This is a genomic window from Winogradskyella arenosi (assembly GCF_003337305.1).
In the GTDB taxonomy this organism is placed as follows: domain Bacteria; phylum Bacteroidota; class Bacteroidia; order Flavobacteriales; family Flavobacteriaceae; genus Winogradskyella; species Winogradskyella arenosi.
The window spans coordinates 510,659-527,142 of record NZ_QPJO01000003.1 but is presented as its reverse complement, the minus strand read 5'-3'; the positions used below and the strand labels follow the sequence as shown (position 1 = coordinate 527,142).

The window sequence follows — 16,484 nt, the reverse complement described above, 5'->3', positions numbered from 1 at the left end:
AGCCCTAAAATAGCTGTAACTTCGCGCCAAATTAAAGGAGTGACCTAAATTAATAGAGTTTGCTTCGTAAACACTATTTATGTCATTTAAATCATTGGGCTTATCTGAGCCTATCCTAAAAGCGATCCAAGAAAAAGGATACGAAACTCCATCTCCAATTCAAGCAAAAGCGATTCCTCCTGTATTAGAAGGGAAAGATGTTTTGGCTTCGGCACAAACAGGTACTGGTAAAACAGCAGGTTTTACATTGCCTATGCTTCATAATCTATCGTCTAGTAGAACTGAACAAAGACACCGTCCAATTAGAGCTTTGGTATTAACGCCAACACGCGAACTAGCGGCTCAAGTTCATGCTAATGTTAAAGAATATAGTACGCATCTTAATATAAGAAGTACGGTGATTTTTGGTGGAGTAAATCAGAAACCACAAGTTAATAAATTAAGTCAAGGTGTAGATGTGTTAATCGCCACGCCTGGACGCTTATTAGACTTAGAAAGTCAAGGATTATTATCCTTAAAACGTGTTGAAATATTTGTTTTAGATGAGGCTGACCGTATGTTAGATATGGGCTTTGTTCGCGATATTGAACGCGTTATGAAACTGATTCCAGCGAAGCGTCAAAACCTAATGTTTTCAGCAACCTTTTCTAAGGATATTAAAAAATTAGCCTATACTATTCTTAATAAACCTGTACAGGTTGAAGCTACACCAGAAAATACGGCTGTAGAGGTTATAGAGCAGAAAGTATACCGTGTTGCCAAAGGAAAGAAAACAGGATTAATAATTAAATTAATTTCTGATGGTGATTGGAAACAAGTTTTAGTGTTTACTAGAACCAAACACGGCGCTAACAACTTATGTAAAAAAATGATAAGTGCCGGGATTACTGCGGCCGCTATTCATGGTAATAAAAGTCAAGGCGCAAGAACGAAAGCCTTAGCCGGATTTAAAAATGGATCTATTAGAGTTTTAGTAGCCACCGATATAGCGGCGAGAGGATTAGATATTCCATTATTACCACACGTGGTAAACTATGAGTTACCTAATATTGCTGAAGATTACGTGCATAGAATTGGTAGAACAGGGAGAGCTGGTGCAGAAGGGCAAGCCATGTCTTTAGTAAGTGCAGATGAAACAAGCTACTTAAAAGGAATAGAAAAATTAATAGGAGAATCTATTCCAGTGGAAATTTTAGAAGGTTTTGAACCTGATCCTAACGCTTCTACAGAACCGATTAAACCGGGTCAGAATCGAAATAGAGGCCAACGTAATAATCGCGGTGGTAACGCTAAGAATACTCAAAAAAATAAACCGAACAATCGCAACCGTAATAAGAGTCGTAAACGTTCGGATAGCCGTAGTTAATCGACGTAAGGCATTACGCCGTGTAAAGTAGAATTAAGGTCTTTTTATCATGACTCCCGGTTTAAAAACGAAAATCTTAGAGGTCTGTAATCAGAAATTACAGCAGAAAGGTCCTAATGTGGGCTTATCGTTTTATGCGTTTTTCAAAAATAAAAATGATCAGCCAGAACTGTTAATGGAAGCGGCAACTTGGTGGATACAAACCCATCAGCTTAATCACTTTGAAAAAGCGACTAAGATTATAGAATTAATAGAAACTCAAGCTTAAAAGGTGGCTTTCGTCACCTTAGGCTTTTCTATGCGTTTTTTATCATGTGTTCAGAAATGAACAAGAATCTTTAAATCATGGCTACACAACCCAATAACCCACTTCATGGTATTAAATTAGAGCAGATCATTAACGATTTGCAAGCGCACTATGGTTGGGAGTATATGGGTTATCAAATTAATATTCGCTGTTTTACACATGATCCTTCTGTAAAATCTAGTTTGAAATTTTTAAGGCGAACCCCATGGGCAAGAGCCAAAGTAGAAGCCATGTATCTTAAATATCTAGAGCGTAATGCTTAATTGAATTTTAGTGTTTAAGCTTTTTATAAAAGGGCTTTAATGCGGAATAAAGATGTTTACAAAGCTCCTAAAGTTTTTCCTTTTTTCTTATCGAGATAATGGCGTAAAACACCACCTTTCACGTTATTAACATCAAACTCAATGATAAATGCGTTTTCGTCTATTTCTTCAATAACACGATGCATTTTTTTAATATCAATACGGTTAATAACAGTGTGAATAATATCGAAATCTTGTTGGGCTCCTGTGCTTCCAAAGCCTTTAGAACCTTTGTAAGTGGTTAAGCCTACACCGAGCTCTATCATAATCGCTTTTTTAATCTTAGCGTAGTCGTTAGAGACAATAGTCACACCAATAAAATCTTCAAAACCTTCAATCGTTAAATCGGTCACCTTAGCGGTTACAATATAAGTTAATATAGAGTAGAGGGCTATTTCTACAGAGACCACCAGAGCGGTAATACTGAAGAGAATAATATTAAACATAAGGATAACCTTACCGATGCTTAATCCAAATTTATCATTGAGATAAATTCCTAAGATTTCAGAGCCATCTAAGACCGATCCGTTTCTTATGGCAATTCCGATTCCAGCGCCTAAACAGAGTCCACCAAAAATTGAAATTAGCAGTTTATCATCGGTTATGGTCCCGTAATCTCCAAAATGAATTAATAAAGCAAAGCTTATAATGCTTAAGATAGATTTTACAACAATAGATTTAGAAACCGTATAGAAGCCTAAAACTAAGAAAGGAATACTGAAAATGACTAAGAGCATGGAAATGTCTAAACCAATCAGTCTATTGACCAACAAGGCTATTCCGGTGACGCCACCATCCATAAAACCATTTGGAAGTAAAAAGGCTTTTAAACCTACACTTGCCAATATAATACCAACTGATATTTGGCCTAGTTCTGAAAAGAAATTATAGGATTTAGAGTGTCTCAAATTGCTGATGTTTAATGCTGTAAAAGTTACAAAAACGTTTTAGAAATCGCTTGTTTTCTACATTTAATTTACAAATTAAGAGTCTTTTTAATTTAAGATTTTAAAGTGGTCTTAGTTGTCGTAAGCCTTCGTAAACCACAATACCCACTGAATTTGCCAAATTAAGACTTCGAATATCAGTACTGAATAAAGGAATCTTAAAGAGTTGCGCCTTATACTGCTCTATTAAAGACTTTGGTAAGCCAACAGATTCTTTTCCGAAGACCAAATACATATTGTCTTTAAAGTTAATATCCCAATGTGCTGTGGTGCCATGGCTAGACAGGAAAACCATCTCTTCGACGTTGTTTTTAGAAAAAAAGTCTTCAATATTTTCATAATATATAACATCGAGATGCTGCCAGTAATCAAGGCCTGCACGCTTTAGGCGTTTATCATCTATTTCAAAACCAAAAGGTTTTACCAAGTGAAGTCTAGAACCACTTGCTAAAGCTAAGCGTCCAATGTTACCGGTGTTGTTAGGTATTTCGGGTTCTATGAGTACGATATTTAAGGCCATAAAAGGTAAATTTTAAGTATTAAAAATGCCTATTCAAAAATATGAATAGGCATGAAATATAAGTTTTAAAAATCTAAATTTAAGACTTTCTATGGGTTAAGCGATCGCATTTGATGCTTCTTGTTTAGGATCAGGTCCATAGGCATTAGCACCATGGTCTCCTTCTGTAGCAAACAAGATAATAAGCCAGATACCTCCAATAAGAGGAATTAAAGAAATAAGGTAAAACCAACCGCTTTTCCCTACATCGTGGAGACGTCTAACGGCAACAGCTAAACTTGGGATTACTACAGCAAGCGCATAAATGACATATAAAGAAAAGAGTGCAGGGATATCTAAAAGTGCACCTAGAGTTCCAAAAACGATTGCAAGGGCAAATGTAATAATGAGGTTAAACAAAACAAACATCCAATACTCTTGACGTCTAGCACGTCCTGAAAAATTTGCGTAATTATCTCTTACGACTTTTAAATACCATTCCATAATTTTAAGGGGGTTAAGTTAATGGCATCAAATATAGAATTTAATTTCAAATAAGGTTTAAATATGTAGATATTTTGTAATAAAATTCCTCACATAGTTAGTGTACTTATCTGTTATATAATGTTTTGTTGGTTTGTATAGTTGTAGGGGGCTATTGTTTTTGAGGCTTTTTTTTATGAATTCTGATCACTCATATAAGGATTTTAAGTTAATGCCTAAGCCTAAGTTTTGGTTATTGTTGTGGGGGCTTGGTTGTTGTATTAACGATTTTAAATAAGAACAGTTTAAGGAGTAATAGAAACGGAAAGCCGTGAAAAAGGAGATCGAAATAATCTTTAAATTCCATGCCTACAGCACCACCTAATACCCATCGGATTTTACCAAAGAGATGTGGTTCTGGAAAAAATGGCGCTAGGCCTAGGGTAAAACATAGAAGAAGGATAAGCTTCCAGTCGTTTAATAGTTTCATGGTTAACAATAAAAAAGTCTATTCAAAGATATGAATAGACTTTAAATCACTTATGTTGAACAACTATTTTTTATTTTGTTGCTTCTTAATGGTTTTTTCGTCAATGTCGAAAGTATTCGTAGTCTGATTGACGTTTGCGGTTAAGTTGGTTGGATTTTTCTGTGTTGTTTTACGTTTAAACTTTTTTTCGTCTTTTATAATTCCCATAATTTATTTTAATTTTTGTGTTCACAGGAAGATAAGGAATACCCTTTGTTTTTGCTCACAAGGATTTCTTAAAGTTGAAGCTTAAAACGTTAAAAACCTTTAAGATATGGGTCTTATGTTATGGGTGAATTCATCAATTTTAGTTATACCATGCGTTTTTAAATGCTTTATAAAAGCACTACCAATTATAGCTCCTTTAGCATGTTTTGTAGCCTGAGAAAAAGTTTCTTGATCCGAAATTCCAAACCCTACAATTTGTGGGTTCTTGAGATTCAGGTTGGCGATACGCTCAAAATATTCAGTTTGTGTAGTACCAAAACCAGAATTTCCACCCGTAACACTTGCCGAACTCACCATGTAAATAAATCCGTTAGACACCGAATCAATATAGCGAATACGCTCGTCTGAGGTTTGCGGTGTAATTAACAGGACGTTGATAAGTCCATATTTTTCAAATGTAGCTTTATAGGTTTCGTTATATACATCAACAGGTAAATCTGGGATAATAAGTCCATCAATACCTACAGCTTTGCATTTTTCACAAAAGGCTTCAACACCATACTGTAAGATAGGATTAAAATACCCCATAATGATTAAGGGAATACTAACCGTTTTACGGATGTCTTTCAGTTGTTCAAATAGCAATTCGCTAGTCATGCCGTTTTTTAAAGCTTCAGTAGAACTGGCTTGTATGGTAGGGCCATCGGCCAAAGGATCACTAAAAGGGAGTCCTATTTCTAGCATATCTACATCACTTTCTTCTAAACGTTCAATAATAGTGGTGGTATCCTCTAGATTAGGATAACCTGCCGTAAAATAAATAGATAATAATTTATGATTTGTATGTAGCTTTTCTTGTATTCTATTCAAAATTAGATGCGGTTTTATCTGTGGCGTAGCCTTAAACGTCTCAGAGGTTATTAGATTTCCGTATGCGTTTTGGGAGGGCTTCATAAAGCACCCCGAATTATGAAATGTAAAAATAAAACTTATTCGTCAAATGACACTAGTTTAGAGTGGTCTTGTTTATTAAAATTGTGAATTTGGAGGTGGATTCTAGCGGTCGTCAAACTTAAAATCGAGGGGTGGAGGGGAGTGGTATGGCTCACTTTAATTGGAGTGATAATTCGTAAATCAGCTAAAAAAAATTACAAGCCGGTTTATAATTATCAGCAAATTCTGTCGTTATAGCTAGGGTATTCAATTATATTTGCTAGACATAAAATCATCACTAAAACACGTAACTAATGATGTTCTTAAAAAGACCGTTAATCATTCTTTTTCTTATCATTTCATCCCTAGGAATGGCACAACAATCTGCCATCTATACAAATGATTATAAAGATTACCAAAAAGCTCTAAATTTATATAATAACAATCAGTTTAAGGCAGCTCAAGCTTTGTTTGACGATGTTAAACTCAGCACTAGTGATGCCACTATTGAATCCGATTGTGCGTATTATATTGCCAATTGTGCGGTAAGACTTAACCAAAACAATGCAGATAATTTAATTACTGCTTTTGTAGAAGATTATCCTACTAGTACCAAAAGAAACACTGCCTTTTTAGATGTCGCGGATTACTATTTTAATAATGGTAAATACGCTTATGCGCGCAAGTGGTACGATAAAGTCGATCAGGGTAGTATTGCAGGAACAGAAAAGGAGCGTTTTAATTTTAATTATGGTTATGTGCTTTATACTACTAAAGATGAAAAGCAAGCCACTAAATATTTTAACCGTGTTATCAGTTCTAAAGAATATGGGTCGCAAGCCAAATATTACATTGGGTTTATGGCTTACCAAGGCGATGATTATGATACCGCTAATGAATATTTTGATCAAGTAAGTGATAATGAGAAGTACAAAGAAAAGTTGTCTTATTATCAAGCCGATTTAAACTTTAAATTAGGAAAATTTGAAAAAGCTATAGCACTTGCTACAGAGCAATTGCCTAAAAGTAATGCGTCTGAAAGATCGGAATTGTCTAAAATTATAGGGGAGAGTTATTTTAACTTAGAACAGTACGATGAAGCGATTCCGTTTCTAAAAGATTATAAAGGGAAAGACCGTAAATGGAACAATACGGATTACTACCAATTAGGCTATGCCTATTACAAGCAGAATGATTTTGAAAGTGCCATTTCAGAATTTAATAAAATTATCGGTGGAAAAAATGCCGTAGCCCAAAATGCGTATTACCATCTAGGAGAAAGTTATATTAACCTAGAGAAAAAGCAAGAGGCTTTAAATGCATTTAGAAATGCGTCTCAAATGGATTTCGATTTAAAAATTCAAGATGATGCTTGGCTTAACTATGCTAAAATCAGTTATGATATTGGTAATCCTTACCAGTCCGTACCTCAGGTTTTAAATGCTTATTTAGAGCAGTATCCTGATACTAATTACAAGGACGAAGTAGAAACCTTGTTAATCGATTCTTATATCACTTCAAAAAATTATAAAGAGGCTTTAGAGCTTTTAAAAGGAAAAAATAGTTTTGAGAATAAATCGGCTTATCAAAAAGTGGCCTTTTTTAGAGCTGTAGAATTGTATAATGAAAATGAGTACAATGACGCTTTAGATTTGTTTAAAGGTTCTTTAAAAGAACCTATAGATTCAGATTTTGTAGCAAGAGCAACATTTTGGAAGGGTGAAACACTCTACAATTTAAGTAACTACAAGGAAGCTTTAATCGATTTTAAGCAGTTTGCAAGTTTTACGGGTATTGAAAGTTTATCGGAAAACGCCAACCTGAATTATAATTTAGCTTACACCTATTTTAAGTTGAAAGACTATAGCAATGCTTCACTTTATTTTGAAAAGTTCCTAAGCAAGAGGTCAGACGATAAACTACGTCAGAATGATGCGTATTTAAGATTGGCTGATGGTTATTTTGTGTCTAGTCAGTATAAAGAAGCTATTGAGGCCTACGGAAAAGCTATTCAAATTAATGAAATTGAAACAGATTATGCAGCTTTCCAGAAAGCCATGAGTTTGGGCTATTTAGGGAAAGGGACTGAAAAAATTGCCGAATTGAATGCCTTTATTAACAGCTATAAAAAATCGGCCTTACGGGACGATGCTATGTATGAGTTGGCCAATTCTTACGTAAAAGCTAGTGCCACGGATAAAGCCATGGCGATGTATAATCGTTTAAATTCAGAATATCCAAAAGGCGCTTTTACGTCTAAATCCTTACTGCGTCAAGGTTTGGTGTATTACAATGCTAATGATAATTCAAAAGCTTTAACGAAATTTAAAAAAGTAGCGACAGATTTTCCAGGTTCTGGAGAAGCCGTTCAGGCTGTGGCCACCGTGCGTTTAATTTATATTGATTTAGGACGTGTTGAAGAGTATGCCAATTGGGTAAGAACTCTAGATTATGTTGAGGTTACCGATGTTGATCTTGATAATACCACCTATTTAGCAGCGGAAAAACCGTATTTAGATAATGATACGGATAGGGCTATTCGTCAATTCAATAAGTATTTAAATGAGTTTCCTAAGGGAATCAATAATTTAAAAGCGCATTTCTACTTGGCGCAGTTGTATTACAAAAAAGACTTGTTAGAGAATGCACAACCGCATTATTTAGCCGTGGTGGAATCGCCTAAGTCAGAATTTTCAGAACAGGCTACCGTAAAACTATGTGAAATTTACTTAAGTCAGTCGCAATGGTCTAAGGCAATTCCTGAACTCAAACGCTTAGAGGTTGAGGCAGACTATCCGCAGAATGTTATTTACGCTCAGTCTAACTTAATGAATGCGTATTACCAAACTGAAGACTATGCCAAAGCAGAGGCATATGCAGAAAAAGTGTTGAGCAGCGCTAAGTTAGATAATAAGGTGCAAAGTGATGCAAAACTCATTATTGCAAGATCGGCTATTAAAATTGGTGATGAACAAAAAGCTAAACTAGCCTATGCTGAAGTTGAGAAAGTTGCTACCGGAAGCGTTGCCGCCGAAGCTTTTTATTACAAAGGTTATTTTGAAAATAAAGCAGGCGATTTTGAAACCTCTAATGCGACGCTTCAAAAATTAGTGCAAGATTACGGGAGTTATAAATTGTTTAGTGCGAAAGGCTTAGTGGTTATGGCTAAGAATTTCTATGCGTTAAATGATGCGTTCCAAGCCACTTATATTTTAGAAAGTGTAATCAGTAACTTCTCAGATTTTACGGAAGTGGTGGAAGAAGCACAAACGGAGTTAAACAAAATAAAAGCGGAGGAAGCTAAAACCAATTCTTCTGTAGAAACGGAAGAGCCTTAAAAAGCTTCGAAGAGTTAATCGTAAAAATTCAAATACTAATATTTTAATAATGAAAATTAAATATTTAATATTATCAATATTGACCTTGAGTATAAGCTTGAGTTTCGCTCAAGAACGTAGTAAAGATACCCTTGGAGAGCAGACGGTAAATGTTATTAGACCGTATACGCCTACTATTTCAGATGCTTTTAAAGTTAAAGACCGTCCTATGTTAAATGACGGTGATGTTGTAGAAAAGAAGACCATTAAATACAATATATTTTCAATTCCGGTGGCTTCAACTTTTACGCCGGCTAAAGGTAAGGCAGCAACTGCAGATAAAGCAAAAGCCATAAAATTATACGATAATTATGCTTCTCTAGGTGTGGGAACTTATACCACTATTTTAGGGGAAGTCTACCTTAATCATGAGCTGAGTAGAGATGAAACCATTGGGGGCTATTTAAGTCATCATTCATCACAAGGTGGTATTGATGGTGTAGAATTAGATGATGATTTTTCAGATACAAAACTGAATGCCTACTATAAAAGGAGCGATAGAGACTTTACTTGGCAAGTTGATGGAGGCTTTAACCTAAAGACCTATAATTGGTACGGCGTTCCAAAAGGATATTACGAGTCTTCAGATCTGGATGGCATTGATCCTGGCCAAGCTTACACCGACCTTAATCTTGGTGGAAAAATTGATTTTGAAGATGCCTTGGTGAAAGATGCTAGTCTTCGTTTTAGAAATTTTGGAGATAGCCAAGATTCGGGAGAAAATAGATTGGTTGCTAAAACCGGCTTCGATGTTGTGCTAAGAGATGCACTGATTAAATCTGAATTAAGTGTGGATTATATTAGCGGGAGTTTTGATAGCGGTTATTTCAATCTTGATGCTATTAATTACGGAAACATAACTTTGGCCTTTGCACCTTCGTATCAGTTAGTTCGAGATGAGTTAACCCTAGATTTAGGTGTAAAATTAGCCTATCTTAATGATACCGAATTTAGCGAAAATAAGTTCTATATCTATCCAAATATTGAAGCGTCTTACCGTTTAGTTGATGAGATTTTAATTGCTTTTGGTGGACTTAAAGGGGATCTTATTCAGAATTCTTACTATGATTTTGTCAATGAAAATCCATTTGTGTCTCCAACCTTATTGGTAACACCTACAGATCAGCAGTATCATACATTTGTAGGGGTAAAAGGAAAACTCTCTAGCGATATTGGTTATAGTTTAAAAGGAAATTATACGTCTGAAAAAAATAAGACCTTATTTAAATCTAATGAAGTACCAAATGTGCCGTTGTCAGAGTACGAATATGGAAATTCTTTTGCTGTTGCTTATGATGATGTGACTACATTTTCAGTGGAAGGAGAGCTAAATGTAGACCTTAATAGAAACTTTACTTTAGGTTTAAAAGGAGCTTATTATGGGTACAGTACCGATAATGAAGCTGAAGCATGGAATCTACCAGACCTTACAGCATCTTTATTCTTTGATTATCAAATTTCAGAACAATGGTATGCTGGGGGAAGTTTATTCTTTGTGGGAGAACGAAAAGATCAAATGACCTTTTATGATGAGTTTGATGCTTCTATCTTATCTTCAGAAACAGTGAGCTTAGATAGTTATTTTGATGCCAACGTACATCTGGGATATAAAGTGAACGATCAACTTTCAATTTTTGCAAAAGCGAATAATTTAGCGAGTCAGAATTATGAGCGTTGGTTAAATTATCCGGTTCAAGGTATTCAAGTACTTGCTGGAGCTACATATCAGTTTGATTTCTAAGTACAATGAAAGTAGGGGTATCAGTATAGATGCCTTCTTAAACAGCTTATACAACAAAAGCGTTCCAATTTGGAGCGCTTTTCTTATTTTTACATACCACCAAAACCAATACGATGAAATTTAAGCATTCCCCTTCTGCCTTAAGAGGTTTAACATTAAGTCTGCAAGCCCTTATGTACTGGGGGGTATTTTTGTTTGTGTCTTGCGAACCCGCTAAGGAAAACGCCGATTTAATGGTAACCAACGCTACTATTTATACCGTTGATGAGGCTTTTAGTAAAGCGGAAGCCTTTGCTGTTAAAGACGGTAAGATCATTGCTGTAGGAAGCGCTTCGGAGATAGAAGCAAAGTATACAGCAGCAGATACTATTAATGCTGAAGGGCAAACTGTTGTTCCTGGACTGATCGATGCACATTGTCACTTTTTAGGCTTAGGTTTTAATCAGCAAACCGTTAATTTATTCGGAACAACAAGTTTTGAAGATATGATGAAACGTGTATTAGATTTTCAGAATACACATCATAAAGACTATATTTTAGGTCGTGGTTGGGACCAAAACGATTGGGAGATTAAGGAATTCCCGAACAAGAATTTATTAGATAAACTCTATCCTAACACACCAATAGCCTTAACACGTATTGATGGGCATGCTATTTTAGCCAATCAAGCTGCTTTAGACCTAGGTAAGGTTACTCTAGGCAGTAAAATTGAAGGCGGAGAAGTGGTTGTTGAAAATGGAGAATTAACAGGTGTTCTTATTGATAATGCAGAACGTTTAGTTATGGACCATTGGCCAAAGTCTACAAAATCAGAGATGACCACGGCCTTATTGGAAGCTCAAAAATTGTGTTTTGATTTAGGGTTAACTACTGTAGATGATGCCGGATTAGGCAAAGAAGCTATTGAGGTTATCGATAGTTTACAAAAATCGGGAGCACTTAAAATGCGTATCTATGCTATGGTCTCGCATACCGAAGAGAATTTAGACTACTATCTTAACAAAGGGATTACAAAAACGGATTATCTCAATGTGCGTTCCTTTAAGTTTTATGCTGATGGAGCCTTAGGATCAAGAGGCGCCATGTTAAGAGAGCCGTATTCAGACAAACCCGAACATTTAGGCTTACTTGTTACCGATTTAGAAACCATGACGGCGGCGGCAAAACGTATTGCTGATTCCGAATTTCAAATGAATACCCATGCTATTGGCGATTCTGCCAACCATGCCGTATTACAAACCTATGAAAAAGCTTTAGCTGGCCAAACCGATAGACGTTGGCGAGTAGAACATGCGCAAATTGTATCTCCTGAAGATTTTAAATTATACAAGAATATCTTTCCTTCTGTACAACCAACGCATGCAACTAGCGATATGTATTGGGCTGAAGATCGGGTAGGAAAAGAACGCCTAAAAGATGCTTATGCGTATAAACAATTGTTAGACGCCTACGGCAAAGTGGCTATTGGTACCGATTTTCCGGTGGAAAAAGTAAGTCCGTTTTTAAGTTTCTATGCGGCCGTTGCTAGGCAAGATTTAGAGCAGTACCCAGAAGGGGGCTTTCAGAAGGAAAATGCGCTTAGTAGAGAAGAAACCTTAAGAGGAATGACCATTTGGGCGGCTCATTCTAATTTTGAAGAAGATGAAAAAGGAAGTCTAGAAGTAGGGAAATTTGCGGATTTCATTATTCTAGATAAAGATATCATGACGGTGGACGCTCAAGAAATTCCTAATATAAAAGTCTTAAAAACAGTCGTTGGTGGTGAGGTGCAATCTTAAAACTTTTGTGTCTGCATTTAAATGCTAAGCTAAAAGACTGTCAAGTAGACCTTAATTTTTTTGTTTTAAAATATGATGTACGGAGGCCTTAAAAGAAAGTTTAAGGCCGTGGTTTCATTTAGAAATCCGAGCTAAGTAATCATAGTGTTCGCCTTCCTTAATTTTTTTACACTGTAAGCCTACGGTTAAGCATGCTGTTTTTAGAGTTTCAAAATCGAGGTATAACCATTTCATCGGGGTTTCCTCAATACCTTTATAAGATAAGTAATAGTCTAATTCGCCAGGGTAACCCTGATTAAGATCAAGCCACATGCCGCCATCTTCATCTTCATACATATAGGAGATGTCAGAGGAGTCCATTAAAATTTGTCCGTCCTTTTGAAGTAGTGTTTTTAAATGTTCTAAATATTGGGAAACTTTAGAGAGTTCTTGGAAAATCCCAGTACCATTCATAAGTAAAAGAATTGTATCAAATTTTTCGGTTTCCTCTAAAAGCGGTTTTAATTCCGCATTAATTACACCGCGTTGTTGTGCTACTTCAACAGCTCCTTTAGAACTGTCAATGGCTTTTACCGTCTTGCCTTGGTCTTGTAACCATAAGCTGTGATTACCAGAACCACAACCCACATCTAAAATTTTTCCCCGACTTAACTTTAAGGCTTCTTGCTCTAAGGCTGGCATTTCAGCATAACTTCTAAATAAATAGGGGAGCGGTAACTCGTCCTTATCAGAAATATTCGTGGAGGTCATAAGATCTTCAGAGTAATTTCCATTTTGATAATCTAATAAGGCTTGGCCAAAAATATCTTTCATAATTAAGACGGTCTAAAACTTAATGCGCGATTTAGCTTTTCTCGAAACTGAGTCGAGAACTTTACTTAAATTTGTGCTATGCAAGATCAGATTAATAACCTTCCAAAGTGGGCCAAAGATAAACATAAGGAGAACAAAACCTTTTTTACAAAGTTAAAAAAGAAACCTCCCAAGCAATTAGATTATATTATGCAAGAACTGCACGAAGAAGAGTTCGAGCGTACCGATTGTTTAGCCTGTGCAAATTGTTGTAAAACAACAGGGCCTTTATTTACGCCTAAAGATATTCAGCGTATCGCCAAGTTCTTTAGGATGAAAGAACAACAGTTTATAGAAACCTACCTGCGTCTCGATGAAGAAAATGATTATGTGCTGCAATCCGTACCGTGTACATTTTTAGGGGCAGATAATTACTGTTCTATCTACGATGTGCGCCCTAAAGCTTGTAGCGAGTTTCCGCATACCGACCGTAAAAAGTTTCAGCAGATCTCTAACTTAACCTTAAAGAATGTGGCTATTTGTCCTGCAGCCTACAATATTGTTGAAGCCATGAAAAAGAGAATTCCTAAATAATAAGCATAGTTTAGGAATGATTATTGTGACTATTAACAAAATTTAAAATCTATGAGATATCAAATTACAATTGTACTAATTTTAGTTTTAACATTTCAATGGTCGTCCGCTCAACCATGGATGACAAATTTAGATTTAGCGCAAGATTTGGCACTGACCCAAAATAAAATGGTGCTGATGGTTTGGGAGGATACCACAAAATATCCCTATCATGTTTTGGTGAATGATGAAAATGGTAATGCCATTCTGATTGAGAATTTATTTAAAAACGAAGAAGTAAGTCCTTTAATATGGAAGTATTTTGTGCCCGTTATTGTTAATGAACTGGCCTATGAAAGTTTGTATTTAGATATTAAGGAGAAGCAATCGCAGGAATACATTGATAAGTTTAATGACGATAGTATTAAAATAATGGATGTTCATGGCCATATTTTAAATGTTAAGCATACCGCAGAGGGCTACCAAAACATCACAACGTTAATTCAGAATTATGGCATTAATACCGAGTTTTTTGCTCTAGAATTGAAAGAATACAAAGAGAAAAAAGATTTTTATTCCGCCTATTACTTGGCCTCAAAATATTTCGATTTTTCACCGTACGTTAAAGAAGCCATTCGTGAAAATATGGTGGATTTAGGATTGCTTTATCTTGAGGAGGCCTCACAATTTATAGAGGAGGTCACGGCAGAAGATAAGGCAATGTTGTCGCAACGTGTTGTTCTATTAAGCATACAGCAATATATAATTTTAAAGCGCCCTAAAAAAGCCTTGCGTCTGTTAAACCGTTTAGAAATTGACCAAGAACACGCAAGTAATCAGGGCTTTTTAGCATTTTTATATTATACCACACATCGTATTTTAGGCAATCAAAAAGAGGTTATGACGTGGAAATCTAAACTTTCTTCAGTAAATTTGAAGAAAGCACAGGTCCTAATTAACCTCTATAAATAAGTTTTTTGGAAAACATTGTCTCTTACTTTAACACCATTCCTTCATCGCACCGAAGTCTCATTTTGGTAGGAGGGCTTACTTTTTTTTGGTTGTTAGAAGGCGGTTTGCCCTTATTTAAATTTAAGTACAAAAAATGGAAGCATGCTATTCCTAACTTGTTTTTTACCCTAACAACGGTTGTCATAAATTTTGCCTTGGCCTTTTTATTATTACGCGTTTCAGATTGGGTTGTGGTTCATAACTTCGGAATTATAAATTGGTTACCAAAACTGCCTTTAGGCTTATATGTGTTTTTGGGTGTGGTCCTTTTAGATTTTTTCGGAGCCTATTTAGCACACTATGTAGAACATAAAGTAAAATCTTTGTGGATGGTCCATTTGGTGCATCATACCGATCATAACGTCGATACCACCACTGCCAACAGGCATCACCCCATAGAAAGTTTTATTCGTTTCTTCTTTACTTTATTAGGTGTTTTTTTAGTGGGAAGTCCCATTGCTATAATTATGATCTATCAGGCGTTGTCCTTGATTTTTACGCAATTTACACATGCTAATATCAAAATACCTAAGCGCTTGGATAAGATTTTGAGTTATGTTATTGTGTCGCCAGACATGCATAAAATTCACCATCATTATAGGTTGCCTTATACCGATTCTAATTTTGGTAATATTTTTAGTTTTTGGGATCGCCTATTCGGGACCTATCGTTATTTAGATCGTGAAAAATTGGTTTATGGTGTGGATGTATTTCCCGATGAAGTTAAAAATAGTAATATCAAGGATTTGCTAAAACAACCTTTTCAACGCTATGAAAAATCAACATTGTCTTCTAAAATTCATAATTAGTATTTTAAGTATAGGTCTTATGATGGGATGTAATTCAGAAAAAAATATTGATGTTCAAGGACATCGAGGATGTAGAGGGTTAATGCCCGAAAATACTTTAGAGGCCTTTACTACGGCAATAGATCTTGGGGTAGAAACCTTAGAATTAGATATCGTAATTTCTAAAGATCGTAAAGTGGTCGTTTCGCATGAGCCTTACATGAATCCTGTTATTTGTCTAAGTCCTGAGGGAACGGAACTTCCTGAGGACTCTAAATCGGATTATAATTTATATGAAATGGATTATAAGCAGATAAAGGCTTTTGACTGCGGAAACAAATTGCATCCTACTTATCCTAATCAAGAAAAGTTTAAAGCGTATAAACCTTTGCTTTCAGAAGTGTTTGAGCTTATAAAAACGAAAGCTTCAAACGTAAAGGTTAATATTGAAATTAAATCGGTTCCGAGTTATTACAATGTGTTTACACCGCAACCGGAAGCTTACGTCGCTTTGGTTTTAGAGGTGATTGAAGCACATCAAATGGAAGATCGGGTTAATTTACAATCTTTTGATAGTGCTATTTTAGAAGCGGTTAAAGTTCAGGCACCTCAAATGCCTATGGCACTTTTAGTCGATGGTAATGAGGACATCGACGCAAAATTAGAACAGCTCACATTTCACCCCGAAATTATAAGTCCGTATTTTAAGTTGCTTTCAGCTGAAAATGTTTCGGCCTATCAAGCTCAAGGATATAAGGTAATTCCTTGGACGGTGAACAGCAAAGCAGATATGGTCCAAATGCAGGCCTATCAAGTGGATGGCATTATAACAGATTATCCCGATGTGCTCATCAATTTACTTCAATCTAAAGAGTCCCGCAGCCAATAGA

Annotated in this window: 17 protein-coding genes; 10 read left to right on the top strand and 7 right to left on the bottom strand. The window is 35.8% G+C overall.

Going from position 1 to position 16,484, the window contains the following annotated elements; genetic code table 11:
- Positions 1-79 precede the first annotated feature (79 nt).
- The 3 genes from DFQ08_RS11415 to DFQ08_RS11405 all read left to right on the top strand — a co-directional run bounded on the left by DFQ08_RS11415 (position 80) and on the right by DFQ08_RS11405 (position 1,936).
- Positions 80-1,366, top strand: coding sequence for a DEAD/DEAH box helicase (locus tag DFQ08_RS11415; protein WP_114310139.1), 1,287 nt, complete (start codon positions 80-82; stop codon positions 1,364-1,366).
- 49 nt (positions 1,367-1,415) lie between these two features.
- Positions 1,416-1,634: a DUF6500 family protein gene (locus tag DFQ08_RS11410; RefSeq protein WP_114310138.1), complete on the top strand. Its 219-nt coding sequence runs from the start codon at positions 1,416-1,418 to the stop codon at positions 1,632-1,634.
- Between the two features lie 77 nt (positions 1,635-1,711).
- A complete protein-coding gene (locus DFQ08_RS11405; protein WP_114310137.1) occupies positions 1,712-1,936 on the top strand; it encodes a VF530 family protein in 225 nt (74 codons plus the stop codon).
- A gap of 56 nt (positions 1,937-1,992) precedes the next feature.
- On the opposite strand, the gene DFQ08_RS11400 is transcribed toward DFQ08_RS11405, so the two are convergent.
- The 6 genes from DFQ08_RS11400 to trpA form a co-directional block, all read right to left on the bottom strand.
- The gene (locus tag DFQ08_RS11400; RefSeq protein ID WP_245935423.1) at positions 1,993-2,883 is read right to left on the bottom strand and encodes a YitT family protein; all 891 of its coding nucleotides are present in this window, start codon (positions 2,881-2,883) and stop codon (positions 1,993-1,995) included.
- Between the two features lie 100 nt (positions 2,884-2,983).
- Positions 2,984-3,442 (bottom strand): tRNA (cytidine(34)-2'-O)-methyltransferase, encoded by a 459-nt coding sequence (locus DFQ08_RS11395; RefSeq protein ID WP_114310136.1) that lies wholly within the window; start codon positions 3,440-3,442, stop codon positions 2,984-2,986.
- Positions 3,443-3,538: 96 nt separating this feature from the next.
- The gene (locus DFQ08_RS11390; protein ID WP_114310135.1) at positions 3,539-3,925 is read right to left on the bottom strand and encodes a DUF805 domain-containing protein; all 387 of its coding nucleotides are present in this window, start codon (positions 3,923-3,925) and stop codon (positions 3,539-3,541) included.
- Positions 3,926-4,157: 232 nt separating this feature from the next.
- Positions 4,158-4,394 carry a hypothetical protein gene (locus DFQ08_RS11385; protein ID WP_114310134.1) on the bottom strand — a complete coding sequence of 79 codons (237 nt, stop codon included), beginning with the start codon at positions 4,392-4,394 and terminating at the stop codon, positions 4,158-4,160.
- A gap of 63 nt (positions 4,395-4,457) precedes the next feature.
- Positions 4,458-4,601, bottom strand: coding sequence for a hypothetical protein (locus DFQ08_RS16205; protein ID WP_181858400.1), 144 nt, complete (start codon positions 4,599-4,601; stop codon positions 4,458-4,460).
- Positions 4,602-4,700: 99 nt separating this feature from the next.
- On the bottom strand, positions 4,701-5,471 hold the full coding sequence (gene trpA / locus DFQ08_RS11380) for a tryptophan synthase subunit alpha (RefSeq protein WP_114310193.1): 771 nt from the start codon (positions 5,469-5,471) through the stop codon (positions 4,701-4,703).
- Positions 5,472-5,848: 377 nt separating this feature from the next.
- On the opposite strand from trpA, the gene DFQ08_RS11375 reads away from it, so the two are divergent.
- The 3 genes from DFQ08_RS11375 to DFQ08_RS11365 all read left to right on the top strand — a co-directional run bounded on the left by DFQ08_RS11375 (position 5,849) and on the right by DFQ08_RS11365 (position 12,430).
- On the top strand, positions 5,849-8,872 hold the full coding sequence (locus DFQ08_RS11375; protein ID WP_114310133.1) for a tetratricopeptide repeat protein: 3,024 nt from the start codon (positions 5,849-5,851) through the stop codon (positions 8,870-8,872).
- A gap of 49 nt (positions 8,873-8,921) precedes the next feature.
- Positions 8,922-10,652 (top strand): TonB-dependent receptor, encoded by a 1,731-nt coding sequence (locus tag DFQ08_RS11370; protein WP_114310132.1) that lies wholly within the window; start codon positions 8,922-8,924, stop codon positions 10,650-10,652.
- A gap of 173 nt (positions 10,653-10,825) precedes the next feature.
- The gene (locus DFQ08_RS11365) at positions 10,826-12,430 is read left to right on the top strand and encodes an amidohydrolase (RefSeq protein ID WP_114310192.1); all 1,605 of its coding nucleotides are present in this window, start codon (positions 10,826-10,828) and stop codon (positions 12,428-12,430) included.
- A 114-nt stretch (positions 12,431-12,544) separates the two neighbouring features.
- On the opposite strand, the gene DFQ08_RS11360 is transcribed toward DFQ08_RS11365, so the two are convergent.
- Entirely contained in the window at positions 12,545-13,243 is a 699-nt protein-coding gene (locus DFQ08_RS11360) for a class I SAM-dependent methyltransferase (RefSeq protein ID WP_114310131.1), read from the bottom strand.
- Positions 13,244-13,321: 78 nt separating this feature from the next.
- Here DFQ08_RS11360 and DFQ08_RS11355 point away from each other — a divergent pair, with 78 nt between their 5' ends.
- Genes DFQ08_RS11355 through DFQ08_RS11340 form a run of 4 tightly spaced genes read left to right on the top strand, consistent with a single transcriptional unit; the run spans position 13,322 to position 16,483 of the window.
- A complete protein-coding gene (locus DFQ08_RS11355) occupies positions 13,322-13,816 on the top strand; it encodes a YkgJ family cysteine cluster protein (RefSeq protein ID WP_114310130.1) in 495 nt (164 codons plus the stop codon).
- A 51-nt stretch (positions 13,817-13,867) separates the two neighbouring features.
- Positions 13,868-14,767, top strand: a complete 900-nt coding sequence (locus tag DFQ08_RS11350) for a hypothetical protein (RefSeq protein WP_147269470.1) — start codon at positions 13,868-13,870, stop codon at positions 14,765-14,767.
- A gap of 5 nt (positions 14,768-14,772) precedes the next feature.
- The gene (locus tag DFQ08_RS11345; RefSeq protein WP_114310128.1) at positions 14,773-15,615 is read left to right on the top strand and encodes a sterol desaturase family protein; all 843 of its coding nucleotides are present in this window, start codon (positions 14,773-14,775) and stop codon (positions 15,613-15,615) included.
- Entirely contained in the window at positions 15,578-16,483 is a 906-nt protein-coding gene (locus DFQ08_RS11340; RefSeq protein WP_245935422.1) for a glycerophosphodiester phosphodiesterase family protein, read from the top strand. Before DFQ08_RS11345 ends, DFQ08_RS11340 begins: the two co-directional genes overlap by 38 nt.
- The last annotated feature ends 1 nt before the right edge of the window (position 16,484 follow it).

What these genes read in the sequence shown, in the direction of transcription:
- DFQ08_RS11370 (WP_114310132.1), top strand. Translation starts at nt 8,922, where the DNA reads ATGAAAATTAAATATTTAATATTATCAATATTGACCTTGAGTATAAGC.
- DFQ08_RS16205 (WP_181858400.1), bottom strand. Translation starts at nt 4,601, where the DNA reads ATGGGAATTATAAAAGACGAAAAAAAGTTTAAACGTAAAACAACACAG.
- DFQ08_RS11360 (WP_114310131.1), bottom strand. Translation starts at nt 13,243, where the DNA reads ATGAAAGATATTTTTGGCCAAGCCTTATTAGATTATCAAAATGGAAAT.
- DFQ08_RS11350 (WP_147269470.1), top strand. Translation starts at nt 13,868, where the DNA reads ATGAGATATCAAATTACAATTGTACTAATTTTAGTTTTAACATTTCAA.
- DFQ08_RS11405 (WP_114310137.1), top strand. Translation starts at nt 1,712, where the DNA reads ATGGCTACACAACCCAATAACCCACTTCATGGTATTAAATTAGAGCAG.
- DFQ08_RS11415 (WP_114310139.1), top strand. Translation starts at nt 80, where the DNA reads ATGTCATTTAAATCATTGGGCTTATCTGAGCCTATCCTAAAAGCGATC.
- DFQ08_RS11340 (WP_245935422.1), top strand. Translation starts at nt 15,578, where the DNA reads ATGAAAAATCAACATTGTCTTCTAAAATTCATAATTAGTATTTTAAGT.
- DFQ08_RS11395 (WP_114310136.1), bottom strand. Translation starts at nt 3,442, where the DNA reads ATGGCCTTAAATATCGTACTCATAGAACCCGAAATACCTAACAACACC.
- DFQ08_RS11390 (WP_114310135.1), bottom strand. Translation starts at nt 3,925, where the DNA reads ATGGAATGGTATTTAAAAGTCGTAAGAGATAATTACGCAAATTTTTCA.
- DFQ08_RS11355 (WP_114310130.1), top strand. Translation starts at nt 13,322, where the DNA reads ATGCAAGATCAGATTAATAACCTTCCAAAGTGGGCCAAAGATAAACAT.
- DFQ08_RS11375 (WP_114310133.1), top strand. Translation starts at nt 5,849, where the DNA reads ATGATGTTCTTAAAAAGACCGTTAATCATTCTTTTTCTTATCATTTCA.
- DFQ08_RS11410 (WP_114310138.1), top strand. Translation starts at nt 1,416, where the DNA reads ATGACTCCCGGTTTAAAAACGAAAATCTTAGAGGTCTGTAATCAGAAA.
- DFQ08_RS11385 (WP_114310134.1), bottom strand. Translation starts at nt 4,394, where the DNA reads ATGAAACTATTAAACGACTGGAAGCTTATCCTTCTTCTATGTTTTACC.
- DFQ08_RS11365 (WP_114310192.1), top strand. Translation starts at nt 10,826, where the DNA reads ATGTACTGGGGGGTATTTTTGTTTGTGTCTTGCGAACCCGCTAAGGAA.